This is a genomic window from Streptomyces bugieae, from assembly GCF_036352915.1.
In the GTDB taxonomy this organism is placed as follows: domain Bacteria; phylum Actinomycetota; class Actinomycetes; order Streptomycetales; family Streptomycetaceae; genus Streptomyces; species Streptomyces endophytica.
Map to the genome: position 1 here is coordinate 16,980 of NZ_JAZBJP010000022.1, position 14,258 is coordinate 31,237.

Here is a 14,258-nt window from a genome sequence, read left to right on the forward strand (position 1 = left end):
ACCGACTGGTTAGTCTGCCTGTCAGTCGATCCGCGCGACCGAGGGAGACACCGCAGTGGAAGCCGTACGGGACAAGGCCGTCGTCGTGACCGGGGCGGGCGGGGGGATCGGCGCGGCACTGGCCCGCCGGTTCGCCGCCGAGGGCGCCCGGGTCGTGGTCAACGACCTGGACGAGGCCAAGGCCGAGCAGACCGCCGCGGAGATCGGGGCGGTCGCGGTCGCCGGGGACGCGTCCGGCATCGTCCCGGCCGCCCGCGAGGCGCTCGGCGGCACCATCGACGTCTTCTGCGCCAACGCCGGCGTCGGCACCGGCGGCGGCCCGGACGCGCCCGAGGACGACTGGGCGCTCGCCTGGGACGTCAACGTCATGGCGCACGTCCGGGCGGCCCGCGAGCTGGTACCGGAGTGGCTGGCGCGCGGCAGCGGCCGCTTCGTCTCCACCGTCTCCGCCGCCGGCCTGCTCACCATGGTCGCCGCCGCCCCCTACAGCGTCACCAAGCACGGCGCGTACGCCTTCGCCGAATGGCTCTCGCTCACCTACCGGCACCGCGGGATCGACGTGCACGCCATCTGTCCGCAGGGCGTCCGCACCGACATGCTGGCCGCCACCGGAGCGGCCGGGGACCTGGTGCTCACGCCCACCGCCGTCGAGCCCGACGCCGTCGCCGACGCGCTGTTCGACGCCATCGAAAAGGACCGGTTCCTGGTCCTGCCGCACCCGGAGGTCGCCGACTACTACACCGCCCGGGCCACCGACCCCGACCGCTGGCTGACCGCGATGAACCACCTCCAGCAGAAGCTGGAGCAGCGCGAAGGGGGCACCCGGTGACCTCGTACCGCGACAAGCCCTGGCTGGCCCTGCTCACCGACGCCCAGCGCGCCCCGATCCAGCCGCCGCCCTCCGTCCTGCACGCCTTCCGCGCCGCCGCCCGGAAGGCCCCCGACCGCACCGCGCTCGCCTACTTCGACGGCCGGCTGTCCTACGCCGAGACCGACGCGCTCTCCGACGGCATCGCCGCCCACCTCGCCGACCGCGGCTTCCGGCCCGGCGACCGGGCCGCGATCATGCTGCAGAACACCCCGCAGTTCGTCCTCGCCCTGCTCGGGGTCTGGAAGGCCGGCGGGGTCGTGGTGCCCGTCAACCCCATGTACAAGTCCGCCGAGCTGCGGCACGTCCTGGACGACGCCGAGGTCACCGCCGTGATCTGCGCCGACCGCACCTGGGACGGCTTCCTGCGCACCACCGCCGCCGCCGCGCCCTCCGTACGCCTGGCGCTGACCACCTCCGAGCGGGAACTGCAGACCCGTGACGACGCCCGGGTGCTGCGCGGGGAGCCGCTCGGGCCGCAGGAGGACGCCGACGACCTGCTGACCGTCGCCCGCGCCGGCACCGGGCGGGCCGCGGCACCGCCGGCCGGTCCCGGGCCGGCCGCCGACGACCTCGCGCTGATCAGCTACACCTCCGGCACCAGCGGCACGCCCAAGGGCGCCACCAACACCCACGGCAACCTCACCTACAACGCCGAACGCCAGCGCACCGGCCACGGACTGCCCGAAGGCACCACGTACTTCGCGCTCGCCCCGCTCTTCCACATCACCGGCATGGTCTGCGAACTCGCCGTCTGCTTCGCCAACGCCGGCACTCTCGTGCTCGCCTACCGGTTCGAGGCCGGTGTCGTCCTGGACGCCTTCCTGGAACACCGCCCCGCCTACACCGTCGGCCCCTCCACCGCCTACATGGCGCTGATGGCCCACCCGGACGTCACCCGCGACCACTTCACGTCCTTCGCGATCATGTCGTCCGGCGGCGCGCCGCTGCCGCCCGCCCTCGTCGAGAAGTTCCGCACCGCCTTCGGCCCGTACCTCCACAACGGCTACGGCCTGACCGAGTGCACCGCGCCGTGCGCCAGCGTGCCGCCCGGCCGGGAGGCGCCGGTGGACAAGGTCTCCGGGACGCTCGCGGTCGGCGTGCCCGGCCCGGACACCGTCGTCCGGATCGTCGACGACCACGGCGCGGACCTGCCGTTCGGCGAACCGGGCGAGATCGCGGTCCGCGGGCCCCAGGTCGTCCCCGGCTACTGGCGCCGCCCGGACGCCACCGCCGAGGCCCTCCCGGACGGCGAGCTGCGCACCGGCGACATCGGCTTCATGGACACCGACGGCTGGCTCTACGTCGTCGACCGCAAGAAGGACATGATCAACGCCTCCGGCTTCAAGGTGTGGCCGCGCGAGGTCGAGGACGTCCTCTACGGCCATCCGGCGGTGCGCGAGGCGGCGGTGGTCGGGGTGCCCGACGCCTACCGCGGCGAGTCGGTCAAGGCGTACGTGAGCCTGCGTCCGGGGGCCGACGTGCCGCCCGCCGAGCTGGCGGCGTACTGCAAGGAACGGCTCGCGGCGTACAAATATCCCCGTGAGGTGGAGATCCTGACCGAGCTCCCCAAGACCACGAGTGGCAAGATCCTCCGACGGGAGCTGCGCCACCGCGCATGACGTACGACGAAGGACAGGTGAGGGCGATGGCCGGCACGAAGGACGGCACCGGCAACGGCAACGGCAGCACGAAGCCGGTGGCGCGGCGGCTGCTGGCCACCGCCACCAGGCTCTTCGCGGAACAGGGCTACGACCGCACCTCCGTCCAGGAGATCGTGGACGCGGCGGGCGTCACCAAGGGCGCCCTCTACCACTACTTCGGCTCCAAGGAAGACCTGCTGCACGAGGTCTACGGCCGGGTGCTCCGGCTCCAGCAGGAGCGGCTGGACCACTTCGCCGACGCCGACGCCCCGGTCGAGCAGCGGCTGCGGGACGCCGCCGCCGACGTCGTGGTCACCACCATCGACAACCTCGACGACACCAAGATCTTCTTCCGGTCGATGCACCACCTCAGCCCGGAGAAGGACAAGCAGGTGCGCGCCGAGCGGCGGCGCTACCACGAACGGTTCCGCGCCCTGATCGAGGAGGGCCAGCGCTCCGGCGTGTTCGCCGCCGACATCCCCGCCGACCTCGTCGTCGACTACCACTTCGGCTCGGTCCACCACCTCGGCACCTGGTACCGCGAGGACGGCCCCCTCACCCCGCAACAGGTCGCCGACCACTTGGCCGACCTCCTGCTGCGGGCGCTACGGCCGTAGACCGGCGCGGCAGGCGACACCTCAAGGCAGGCGACACCTCCGCAGAGACGGGAATACCCCCACCCCTGCACCCCGTTGTGGCCCCGAGGGGGCGCTGCCGACCCCTACGGGATGTGTTCGACGCCCCCTACTGGGACCGCCCCCCACCAGCCCCGCCCCCCCACCAGACCAGGCACCCACCGAGCTGGGGCCGCCCCCCACCGGTGCGGCCCCAGCTCGTGTCCTCAGGTGTCGGCTCGCGGCGTCTACAGGTACCGCTTCAACTCGCGCCGGGCCAGGGACCGTTGGTGGACCTCGTCCGGGCCGTCGGCCAGGCGCAGGGTGCGGGCCGCGGCCCACAGTTCGGCGAGCGGGAAGTCCTGGCTCACGCCGCCCGCGCCGTACAGCTGGACGGCCTTGTCGAGGATGTCGACGACCGTACGCGGCGTGGCGATCTTGATGGCCTGGATCTCGGTGTGGGCGCCCTTGTTGCCGACGGTGTCCATGAGCCACGCGGTCTTCAGCACCAGCAGCCGCAGCTGCTCCACCGCCACCCGGGCGTCGGCGATCCACTCCTGGACCACGCCCTGCTGGGCCAGCGGCTTGCCGAACGCGGTACGGCTCACCGCCCGTTGGCACATCAGCTCGATGGCCCGCTCGGCCATGCCGATCAGCCGCATGCAGTGGTGGATCCGGCCGGGGCCGAGCCGGGCCTGGGCGATGCCGAAGCCGCCGCCCTCCTCGCCGATCAGATTGCCCGCCGGCACCCGTACGTCGTGGAACACCACCTCGGCGTGCCCGCCGTGGTAGTGGTCCTCGTACCCGTAGACCTGCATGGCGCGCTTCACCTCCAGGCCGGGGGTGTCGCGCGGCACCAGGACCATCGACTGCTGGCGGCGCAGGTCCGCGCCGTCCGGGTCGGTCTTGCCCATCACGATGAAGATCTGGCACAGCGGGTTCATCGCCCCGGAGATGTACCACTTGCGGCCGTTGATGACGTAGTCGTCACCGTCCCGCGCGATGTGCGTGGTGATGTTGGTGGCGTCCGACGAGGCCACGTCCGGCTCGGTCATCGCGAACGCCGACCGGATCTCGCCGGCCAGCAGCGGCTCCAGCCACTGCTTCTTCTGCGCCTCGTTGCCGAACTGCGCCAGCACCTCCATGTTGCCGGTGTCCGGCGCCGCGCAGTTCAGCGCGGTGGGCGCCAGCTGCGGGCTGCGGCCGGTGATCTCGGCCAGCGGCGCGTACTGGAGGTTGGTCAGCCCGGCGCCGTACTCCTCGTCGGGGAGGAACAGGTTCCACAGCCCCTGCCGGCGGGCCTCCGCCTTCAGCTCCTCCACGACCGCCGGGGTGTCCCACGGCGAGGCGAGGCCGGCCCGTTGCTCGTGGGCGGTCCGCTCGGCGGGGAGGACGTGCTCGTCCATGAAGGCCAGCAGCCGGGCGCGCAGCTCCTCGGTCCGGGCGTCGAATGCGAAGTCCATGTGGCTCAGCCTTCCTTGAGGGTGGTCAGTCCGCGGTCGATGAAGACGGGCACGAGCTCGCCGATCCGGTCGAAACCGGCGCCGACGGTCTGGCCGAGCGTGAAGCGGTAGTGGATGCCTTCGAGGATCACCGCGAGCTTGAACCAGGCGAACGCGGTGTACCAGGCGATGGCCGAGGTGTCCCGGCCGGAGCGGGCCGCGTAACGCTCGATCAGCTCGGCGGGGGTGGGGTGGCCCGGGGCGCCGCTGGTCGTGCTCACCGGGGACTCGGGCAGGCCCAGGTCCGAGCTGTACATCGCCAGCAGGCCGAGGTCGGTCAGCGGGTCGCCGAGCGTGGACATCTCCCAGTCCAGCACGGCCTTGATGGTGTCGTCGGCGCCGACCAGGACGTTGTCCAGGCGGTAGTCGCCGTGTACGACGGCCGGCGCGGGGGAGGCGGGCAGCGCCCGGCCGAGCGCCTCGTGCAGCTCGTCGATCCCGGCCAGTTCACGGTTCTTCGAGGCGGCCAGCTGCTTGCCCCAGCGCCGCAGCTGGCGCTCCAGGAAGCCGTCCGGACGGCCGAAGTCGCCCAGCCCCACCGCCTCCGGATCCACGGCGTGCAGCTCCACCAGCGTGTCCACGAGGGACAGCACCACGGCGCGGGTGCGCTCCGGGCCGAGCGGCGCCAGCTGGGCGGCGGTGCGGTACGGCGTGCCCGCGACCAGCTCCATCACGTAGAACGGGGCGCCGATCACCGCCTCGTCCTCGCACAGCAGCAGCGTCTCGGGCACCGGCACCGGCGTCGGGTGCAGTGCGCTGATCACCCGGTGCTCGCGCCGCATGTCGTGCGCGGTGGCCAGGACATGGCCGAGCGGCGGCCGGCGGACGACCCACCGGGCGGTGCCGTCGGTGACCCGGTAGGTGAGGTTGGACCGCCCGCCCTCGATCAGCTCCGCCCGCAGCGGACCGCCGGCCAGCCCGGGCCGCTCCCGGTCCAGATGCGCGCGCAACCGCGCCAGGTCGAGGCCCGGGGGATCCTCCCGGTCCGGGGCCGTGGGGGGAGGGGTGCCCTTGCTCATCGTGCTCCTCCGTGGGGAGTGGACGGTCCGACGGTCGATCGGTCGTGCCCCGATCATGCCGACTAGTCGGTATGGCGTCCAGTGGCGGTACGTGGGGCGTCCGTCACGCACCGCCGCACGGGAGGATTCCGGTCACCCGCGGCCGCCGCCTCAGGCGTGACAGGCCACCGGCACCCCGCCGTTCATCACCGTCATGTCGCCGAACCCGACCAGCGGATCGAGCGGGGCCCCCGGCGCCCCGCCCGCCAGCTCCGCGTACGCCCGGTGCAGATTGGCCACCAGCCGCTCCGACTCCGCCAGCTCCGCGAACCGGCCGAGCTCCGCCCGCTGCGCCACCTGGAGCGGCGTACGGCCGGCCGCCCGCCCCTCCTCCGCCAGCTCGCCGACGAACCGCAGATAGCGCTCGATGACGTCGTACACCTCGGGGCCGGCGACCGGGCCGTGCCCGGGGACGACGGTGACCGCGTCCAGCGAGCGCAGCAGCTCGACCGCCTTCAGCGAGCCGGTGAGCGAGCCCATGAAGAGGAACGGGGTGCCGCCGTGGAAGACCAGGTCCCCGGTGAAGACGATGCGCTGCCGGGGCAGCCAGACCACGGTGTCCCCGGGCGTGTGCGCCACCCCCGGGTGGAGCAGCCGCACCTCGGTGCCGCCGAGGTGGAGGGTGAGCTCGTCGGTGTAGGTCACGGTCGGCGGGGTGAGCCGGATGTCGCCGTACTCCACCTCCGGCCAGACGGCGTGCAGTTGGTGCCCGGCGGCCAGCAGCTCCCGGCGGCAGGCGGCGTGCCCGATGACGGTCGCCTCGGGCGTGAAGACGCCGTTGCCGTAGGTGTGATCGCCGTGGTGGTGGGTGTTGACCACGAAGCGGGGCGCCGGGGCGCCGCTCTCCGCGATCCGCCGGCCTAGCAGCCGGGCCCGGCGCTCGGTGGCGGCGGTGTCCACGAGGAGGGTGGTCCCGCCGTCGGTGAGGAACCCGGCGTTGTTCAGGCACCAGCCCCCGTCGGGCTGGATGAAGGCGTGCACCCCGCCCGCGAGTTCGGTCAGATATGGCTCGTCCGGCACGCCCCGCCCGGTCGTGGTCCGCTCCGCCGCTTCCGTCATGGGTGCGCCTCCTGCTCCGATGCCCCGTCAGTGTCCACCCGCCTACGGGAAGTTCGGTCGCGCTCCGCCGTCGCGGGACCGGGCCACGGTACCCCCGCCACCGCCCCGGGCGGGAAACCGCCGCCCGCCCCTGGATCCCCCGGCACCAGGAGCGACTCACCCCTGGAGCAGGATCGCCGCCCCGCACAGCGCCAGCGCGAGGGTGCAGCCGATCAGCAGCAGCGCGGTCCGCGGCGGCAGTCCCGGCGGACGGCCGCTCGCCATGGCCCGCATCCTGCGGTGCGCGAGGACGACGAAGCCGAGCCACACCAGGCCGGTCAGTACCGCCTCCGCCGCCACCGCCGCCCCGTGCTCGGCGTTCCGCAACAGCTGCCGGCCGGCCAGCAGCGCCACCACGGTGACGGACAGCGTGGTCCGCCGCCAGGCCAGCCGGGTCCGCTCCGGCTGCAGCCCCGGATCCCGGTCCGACGCCGGCCGGGGCCCCGCACCGCCCGCCACCGGGCGCTCCCTCTCCATCGCCTAGTTCGTCCGGCCCAGCAGCACCAGCACGACCACCGCCGCCGCGAACAGCCCGACGGCCAGCGCCAGCGCACCGGGGAAGCGGGAAACGGGCAGGTCCTCGCCGCGCCGCATGGCCCGCTCGCAGCGCACCCAGTGGTTGACCGCCCGCAACGCGCACAGCCCTCCGCCCACCAGCAGCACGACGGTGAAGCTCACCCGCAGCGTGCCGTGCAGCCGGGGCAGGAACTGGTCCACCGCGAACCCGCCGCCGATCAGCGCCAGCCCCGTCCGCAGCCAGGCCAGAAACGTCCGCTCATTGGCCAGCGAGAACCGGTAGTCGGGGGTCGTGCCCTCCTCGCGGACGCGCGCGGGCGCGACCCAGAGCCGCACCGCCTCGCCGGCCGCCCGCAGCCCACCGCCGCGCCTCATCGCCGGAACCCGCCCGCCCGCATCAGCATTCCCCCCGCTCCCGCCGGGCGAGCAGCTGCCGGTACGCGGCCATCCCGTCCGGCGTCCACGGCCACTCGTCCAGCCGCGCGATCAGCTCCTCCTCGGTCAGGAACGCGTACCAGTCGATCTCCGCCTCCTGCGGAACGACCGGCAGCGTGCAGCGCACCTGGTACACCGCCGACCACCAGGTGTGCTCGGCCGTCTCGTAGAGGAACTTGAACAGCGGCTCCGGTTGCGGCAGCCCCCGCACGCCCAGCTCCTCCTCCGCCTCGCGCAGCGCCGCCCGGTCGTAGCTCTCACCGGCCCCGACCACCCCGCCCACGAACATGTCGTAGTGCGCGGGGAAGACCAGCTTGTTCGGCGTGCGACGGTGCACGAAGATCCGGTCCTCGGCGTCCCGCACCAGCACGAAGGAGCAGCGGGTCCGCATCCGGCGCGCGTAGCTCTCGCCGCGCGGGGCCTGCCCCACGACCTGATCGTTCTCGTCGACGACATCGAGGACTTCATCGACATTGAGCGGTTCCTCAGCCATGGGGGCATTCTCCCCACGTACCCGTCTGTCCCGCCGTCGGGGTTGCTCGCCGTTGCGCTTTGCGGCGCCCCGCACGTAGCCGTCTGCGGCGTCGCGGGTCGTCTCGCCGTTGCGCCTGGCGGCGGGCGTGGTGTTGTCGGGTGCGGTGCCGGCCCTCCAGACTTCGTCCTCCGGTCCAGCCCCTCCCGTGGGTGGGAGTTTCTCAGCTGGTTGGGGGCGGGCGTTGTCTGTTGGCTGCGCGCGTGTGGGCGTTACGTGCACCCCCACCGCCGTTTCTTTCCCTCTCACGGGAGGGGGCGGGCCGGAGGGGCCGGTTGTGTGGACGTAAAGCGTCAGCAGTCCACACAACCGGCCCCGGAGGCCCGTCACCGCACCCAACAACAACCCAGCCCGCCGCAGGCGCAACGGCGAGCAAGACCCGCGGCGCCGCAGACAGGTACGTGGGAGGCGCCGCAAAGCGCAACGGCGAGACGACCCGCGGCGGGACAGACGGGTACGTGGGAGCAAACTCAATGCGGTTGCATCGCGCGGACGTCCTCCGGACGCCCCGCGCCCGGTGGCATCGCCGGGTGGGTGCCGATCAGGACGATGCCCGCGACCACGGCCGCGATTCCGGCGACCTCCCAGGCCAGCGCGCCGGCGGTGACCCGTAGCTGGTCGCCGAGGAAACCGACTCCGCACAGGATCCCGGCCAGCGGCTGGGCGGCGGTCAGCGCGGGCAGGGAGAGCCGCAGCGGCGCGGACTCGAAGGCGCTCTGCACCATCACCAGTGCCAGCACACCGAGGACCACGATGGCGTACGGCTGCCAGCTGGTGAGCAGGGCCGACCAGCCGCCCTGGCCGAAGTGTTCGCCGCTGATCCGGGTCAGTGCGTCCTGCAGGCCGTATATCAAGCCGGCCGCCACGCCCAGCAGCGCGGCCTCCAGGCTGACGTGCACCCGCTCCCGTTTGGCGACCGCCGCCAGCGTCAGGGCGATGCCCAGCACGAGGCCCATGATCACCCATTGCCACAGGTGATCGGTGCTGCGCTGACCGCCCCGTGGCCGGCCGGCCACGATGAACGCGGTGACGCCGCCGGCCAGCAGCCACAGTCCGGCCCAGCCGGTGCGGCCCAGGCGCTGTTTGGTCAGCCGCCTCGACAGTGCCATCGCGAAGAGCAGATTGGTCGCCAGCAAGGGCTCCACCAGAGTGATGTCGCCCATGCCCAGCGCCACCGCGCCCAGCGCCATGCCCACCACCATCAGGCCGATGCCGGCCACCCACAGGGGCATCCGCACGAGGTCGAGCAGCAGGCGGATGGAGAGGTAGTCCTTCATGGGGGCGTGCTGTGCGGCGGCTTGCTGGAGTACGAAGCCGAGTCCCAGACAGCAGGCCGCTCCAAGGGCGAGCAGTATCACCGTCACGTCGCACCTCTATCGCGCGGGGCGGGGGATGCGCCTGAGGATAGCCATCCGGCGGCGGGTGAGGGGTGGCCCTGGTCACCCCCCATTCTCCCGCGCGCCCTCCTCTACTGCGCGGTAACGGACGGTTGACGCGGCAGTCGGGTGCACTGAGGATCGTTTCCACCCGGGTGGTCCGGGGCGGCCGGGTGCCCGGCGGGCCCCGGCGAGGAGAGGCTGCTGATGGCGTACGACGCTGATGTGATCGTGATCGGAGCGGGGCTGGCGGGGCTGGCGGCCACCGCGGAACTGGTGGACGCCGGCCGCAAGGTGATCCTGCTCGACCAGGAGCCCGAGCAGTCCCTCGGCGGGCAGGCGCACTGGTCCTTCGGCGGCCTGTTCCTCGTCGACTCACCCGAGCAGCGCCGGATGCGGATCCGCGACAGCCACGCCCTGGCGTGGCAGGACTGGCTCGGCACGGCCGGATTCGACCGTCCGGAGGACCACTGGCCGCGCGCATGGGCCGAGGCGTACGTCGACTTCGCGGCCGGTGAGAAGCGGTCCTGGCTGCACCGGCAGGGCGTGCGGCTCTTCCCCGTCGTGGGCTGGGCCGAGCGCGGCGGCTACGCCGCGACCGGGCACGGCAACTCCGTCCCGCGCTTCCACATCACCTGGGGCACCGGCCCCGGTCTGGTCGCCCCGTTCGAGCGCCGGGTGCGGGCCGGGGCCGCGCGCGGTCTGGTGGACCTCCGCTTCCGGTACCGGGTCACCGCGCTCACCCGCAGCGCCGGCGACGTGGACACGGTCAGCGGTGAGGTCCTGGAGCCCTCGGACGTCCCGCGCGGCAAGCCCAGCAGCCGCGAGGTGACCGGTGCCTTCGAGCTGCGGGCGCAGGCGGTGATCGTCACCTCCGGCGGGATCGGCGGCAACCACGAGCTGGTGCGCGCCAACTGGCCCGAGCGCCTGGGCACCCCGCCGGAGCGGATGCTGTCCGGGGTGCCCGCGCACGTCGACGGCAGGATGCTGGGCATCACCGAGGCGGCCGGCGGGCGGATCATCAACCGCGACCGGATGTGGCACTACACCGAGGGCATCGACAACTGGAACCCGATCTGGCCGCTGCACGGCATCCGGATCCTCTCCGGCCCCTCCCCGCTGTGGCTGGACGCCCGCGGCCGGCGGCTGCCGGTGCCGCTGTTCCCGGGCTTCGACACCCTCGGCACCCTCGAACACATCATGCGCACCGGCCACGACCACACCTGGTTCGTGCTCACCCGGAAGATCATCGAGAAGGAGTTCACGCTCTCCGGCTCCGAGCAGAACCCCGACCTGACCGGCAAGAGCATCCGGGACGTGCTGCGCCGGGCCAGGGGCGGGGCGCCCGGTCCGGTGCAGGCGTTCATGGACCGGGGCGCGGACTTCATCGTCGAGCGCGCGCTGCCCGACCTCGTACGGCGGATGAACGCGCTCACCAAGGAGCCGCTGATCGACGAGGCCGCGCTGCGCGGCGAGATCGTGGCCCGGGACCGGGAGATCGCGAACTCCTTCACCAAGGACCTCCAGGTGACGGCGATGCGCGGGGCCCGCAAGTACCTCGGTGACCGGCTGATCCGCACCGCGGCCCCGCACCGGCTGCTCGACCCCAAGGCGGGCCCGCTGATCGCCGTCCGGCTGAGCATCCTCACCCGCAAGACGCTCGGCGGGCTGGAGACCGACCTCTCCTCGCGGGTGCTGACCGACGGCGGCGCGCCCCTGCCGGGCGTCTACGCGGCCGGCGAGGCGGCCGGCTTCGGCGGCGGCGGGGTGCACGGGTACCGTTCGCTGGAGGGCACTTTCCTCGGCGGCTGCCTGTTCTCCGGCCGTACGGCGGGCCGGGCGGCGGCCCGGGCGGTGGCCTGACAGTGGGGGACCGCGGAGAGGTCGGCGGATCCAGCCATTCCCCTTTCCGCCTTGACGGGGAGCTCTGCGTAGCGCTTTGCTGTGCGTGATGACTGGTGCGGACCAGACCGTCACCCTCTGCACAGGCGCGCGCAGACCCGGCCCCGCCCACCAAGGACGACAGGTGCGGCGCACGACCGGCGCGGCGCGCCATGGAGCCCGCTGACCCGTGATGTCGATTTCCCCCTCGCCGCCCCTCGCACCCCCGGCCCCCGGCCCCACCGGCCGCGCGGCCGGCCCGGCCCCCGGCCCCGCGCTGGACGACGCCGAACTGGCCGTCGCCGCCGACGCCCTGGCGCTCGGCCAGTGGGCCCGGGTGCGCACCCTGCTCGCCGAGACCGGCACCGACTGGGACCGCCGGGGCCACCGATTAACGGTCCTGGCCGGCTGCCAGGGCAGTGCCGCCTGGGCCGGTGACTGGCAGCTCGCCGAACCGGACAGCGGGGACGCGGCCACCCTCCTCGCCGTCGCCACCGTCCGGCGGGCGCTGCGCGGCGAGACCAGCACCGGCGCCGCCGCCGCGGCCTGCGCGGCCGCCGCCCGGCTGCTGCCCGACGACCCCACGCCCTGGCTCGGCGCGCTGATCCTGGCCCGCCGCACCGGCACCGAGGACGCCCGCGCCCACGCCTTCCGGCAGATCCGGGCCCGGCACCCCGACCACCACCACGCCCACCACCTGATGGCCGCCTGCCTGGCCGAACAGCAGCCGCACGCCGCGGACGACCCGCGCCACCCGGCCCACGAGTTCGCCGCCCGTGCCGCGGCCCGCGCCCCCGCGGACTCCCCGCTCGCCCTGCTCCCGGTCGTCGCCCACGCCGAGCGCTACCGCGTACGGGCCGCCGCCGGCCTGGAGCCGCCCGACCCGGCGGACTCCGGCCACTGGAACACCCGGCACGCGCACAGGCTCCGGCAGGCCGCCTTCGACTGGTGGCTGGAATGGGAGGGCGAGGACCACCCCCGCGGCAAGGTCGACCTCAACTTCCTGGCCCACGCCACCTTCCACGAGGGACGGATGGCCGAGGCCGCCACCCTCTTCGCCCGCATCGGCCGCCACCGGACCCGCGCCCCCTGGTCGTACCCGGGCCGCGATCCCGACCGCGCCTTCCGGGCCGCCCGGGCCACCGCACTCCGCCGGGCCCGGGGGTTCGGGCGCACCGGCACATGACGAAAGTCTGACGCCGGGGCCCGGACACTGGCCCCGGCGCCCGTGGGGTGTTCGAATCGAGGGGTGACCAAGGACGCGAATCCGGCCCGCCCGGCCGACCACGACGGGGACCGGCGCGGCACGCCCGTCGGCCGCCGGGTGGTGCTCGGGATGCTCGCGGCCGGTGCCGCCGGCGTCGCCGCGGCCCCCTACCTCCAGCGCGCCTACGACGAAACCCTCGGCGCGGCCGCGCAGAACGACCCCACCGGCCTGTCCGGTCTGCTGCCCGCCGGCGGCGGCTTCCGCTACTACTCGGTGACCGGTTCCGTCCCGGACAAGGACGAGCACAGCTACCGCCTCACCGTCGACGGCCTGGTGCGCCACCGCGCCAGCTACCGCCTCGCCGATCTGCGCGCCCTGCCGCAGACCCGGCTGGTCCGCGACGTCCAGTGCGTGACCGGCTGGCGGGTGCCCCGCACCCCGTTCGAGGGGGTGCGCCTGGCCACCCTCCTCGACGCCGCCGGTGTCCGCCCCGAGGCCAAGGCCGTCCGCTTCACCTGCTTCGACGGCGCCTACAGCGAGTCCCTCACCCTCGAACAGGCCCGCCGCCACGACGTGCTGATCGCCCTGCGGATGCAGGACCGGCCGCTCGGCCACGACCACGGCGGGCCGGTGCGCCTCTACGTCGCGCCCATGTACTTCTACAAGTCGGCGAAGTGGCTCTCCGGGATCACCGTCACCGACCACGTCCAGCCCGGATACTGGGAGCAGCTCGGATATGACGTCGATGCCTGGGTCGGCCGGTCGAACGGACGGGACGATGTCCCCACGACCTGAGTCCGCCGCCGCGGCCGCGGACCGCCCCCGCGTCCCGCGCTTCACCCGCGCCGAACACCGGGTGCACCGGGCCACCGGCGCCCTCATGGCCGTCTGCGTGGCCACCGCGGCCTGCCTCTACCTCCCCTTCCTCGCCGAACTCGTCGGCCGGCGCGCCCTGATGGTCACCCTCCACGAGTGGTCCGGCATCCTGCTGCCGGTCCCGCTGCTGTTCGGCCTGGCCTCCCGTGCGCTGCGCGCCGACCTCACCCGCCTCAACCGCTTCGGCCCGCACGACCGGACCTGGCTGCGGGCCGTACTGCGTCGCCGGGGAGCCCGCCCGGCCGGGAAGTTCAACGCCGGCCAGAAGCTGTACGCGGCCTGGCTCGCCGGCGCGGTCCTGGTGATGACCGGCACCGGCCTGCTGATGTGGTTCACGCACCTGGCGCCCCTGGTCTGGCGCACCGGCGCCACCTTCGTCCACGACTGGCTCGCCCTCAGCCTCCTCATCGTGATCGGCGGCCACGTCTGGATGGCGTACCGGGACCCCGAGTCGAGGGTGGGTCTGCGCACCGGATCGGTCGAGGCGGCATGGGCCCGGCGCGAACACCCGTTGTGGCGGCCGGGGGAGGGGGCGGACGGGAAGCGCGGGCCGGACGGGGCGGACGGGAAGCCCGGGAACCCGTAGCGGGTCTGGTGCGGTAAGGGGACTGCAGAGAACCCTGTGCAGAGAGTTCTCTGCAAACCTATGCTC

The 14,258-nt window shown here is 73.6% G+C and carries 14 protein-coding genes; 7 read left to right on the top strand and 7 right to left on the bottom strand.

What is annotated here, in order from left to right:
* The first annotated feature begins 55 nt into the window (after positions 1–55).
* From V2J85_RS27080 to V2J85_RS27090, 3 genes are read left to right on the top strand one after another with little or no spacing between them, the layout of a single operon-like run.
* Positions 56–829 (top strand): SDR family oxidoreductase, encoded by a 774-nt coding sequence (locus V2J85_RS27080; RefSeq protein ID WP_261952382.1) that lies wholly within the window; start codon positions 56–58, stop codon positions 827–829.
* Complete coding sequence (locus V2J85_RS27085) at positions 826–2,490, top strand: AMP-binding protein (RefSeq protein ID WP_330823027.1); 1,665 nt, start codon at positions 826–828, stop codon at positions 2,488–2,490. Before V2J85_RS27080 ends, V2J85_RS27085 begins: the two co-directional genes overlap by 4 nt.
* Positions 2,491–2,516: 26 nt before the next feature.
* A complete protein-coding gene (locus tag V2J85_RS27090; RefSeq protein ID WP_261952384.1) occupies positions 2,517–3,128 on the top strand; it encodes a TetR/AcrR family transcriptional regulator in 612 nt (203 codons plus the stop codon).
* A gap of 245 nt (positions 3,129–3,373) precedes the next feature.
* On the opposite strand, the gene V2J85_RS27095 is transcribed toward V2J85_RS27090, so the two are convergent.
* The 7 genes from V2J85_RS27095 to V2J85_RS27125 all read right to left on the bottom strand — a co-directional run bounded on the left by V2J85_RS27095 (position 3,374) and on the right by V2J85_RS27125 (position 9,630).
* The gene (locus tag V2J85_RS27095; protein ID WP_261952385.1) at positions 3,374–4,588 is read right to left on the bottom strand and encodes an acyl-CoA dehydrogenase family protein; all 1,215 of its coding nucleotides are present in this window, start codon (positions 4,586–4,588) and stop codon (positions 3,374–3,376) included.
* Between the two features lie 5 nt (positions 4,589–4,593).
* Entirely contained in the window at positions 4,594–5,646 is a 1,053-nt protein-coding gene (locus V2J85_RS27100) for a phosphotransferase family protein (RefSeq protein ID WP_261952386.1), read from the bottom strand.
* 150 nt (positions 5,647–5,796) lie between these two features.
* Positions 5,797–6,744: an MBL fold metallo-hydrolase gene (locus tag V2J85_RS27105; RefSeq protein ID WP_330823028.1), complete on the bottom strand. Its 948-nt coding sequence runs from the start codon at positions 6,742–6,744 to the stop codon at positions 5,797–5,799.
* A gap of 156 nt (positions 6,745–6,900) precedes the next feature.
* Positions 6,901–7,260: a DUF202 domain-containing protein gene (locus V2J85_RS27110; protein WP_261952388.1), complete on the bottom strand. Its 360-nt coding sequence runs from the start codon at positions 7,258–7,260 to the stop codon at positions 6,901–6,903.
* 3 nt (positions 7,261–7,263) lie between these two features.
* Positions 7,264–7,674, bottom strand: a complete 411-nt coding sequence (locus V2J85_RS27115; RefSeq protein WP_261952389.1) for a YidH family protein — start codon at positions 7,672–7,674, stop codon at positions 7,264–7,266.
* A gap of 22 nt (positions 7,675–7,696) precedes the next feature.
* Positions 7,697–8,227 (bottom strand): NUDIX hydrolase, encoded by a 531-nt coding sequence (locus tag V2J85_RS27120; protein ID WP_261952390.1) that lies wholly within the window; start codon positions 8,225–8,227, stop codon positions 7,697–7,699.
* A 509-nt stretch (positions 8,228–8,736) separates the two neighbouring features.
* Complete coding sequence (locus V2J85_RS27125; RefSeq protein ID WP_330823029.1) at positions 8,737–9,630, bottom strand: DMT family transporter; 894 nt, start codon at positions 9,628–9,630, stop codon at positions 8,737–8,739.
* A 219-nt stretch (positions 9,631–9,849) separates the two neighbouring features.
* Between V2J85_RS27125 and V2J85_RS27130 the strand changes: the two genes are divergently transcribed.
* The 4 genes from V2J85_RS27130 to V2J85_RS27145 all read left to right on the top strand — a co-directional run bounded on the left by V2J85_RS27130 (position 9,850) and on the right by V2J85_RS27145 (position 14,192).
* Positions 9,850–11,505: an FAD-binding dehydrogenase gene (locus V2J85_RS27130; protein WP_330823030.1), complete on the top strand. Its 1,656-nt coding sequence runs from the start codon at positions 9,850–9,852 to the stop codon at positions 11,503–11,505.
* Positions 11,506–11,716: 211 nt separating this feature from the next.
* Complete coding sequence (locus tag V2J85_RS27135) at positions 11,717–12,709, top strand: hypothetical protein (RefSeq protein WP_330823031.1); 993 nt, start codon at positions 11,717–11,719, stop codon at positions 12,707–12,709.
* A 150-nt stretch (positions 12,710–12,859) separates the two neighbouring features.
* Entirely contained in the window at positions 12,860–13,525 is a 666-nt protein-coding gene (locus tag V2J85_RS27140; RefSeq protein WP_261957197.1) for a molybdopterin-dependent oxidoreductase, read from the top strand.
* On the top strand, positions 13,509–14,192 hold the full coding sequence (locus V2J85_RS27145) for a cytochrome b/b6 domain-containing protein (RefSeq protein WP_330823032.1): 684 nt from the start codon (positions 13,509–13,511) through the stop codon (positions 14,190–14,192). Before V2J85_RS27140 ends, V2J85_RS27145 begins: the two co-directional genes overlap by 17 nt.
* Positions 14,193–14,258 lie beyond the last annotated feature (66 nt).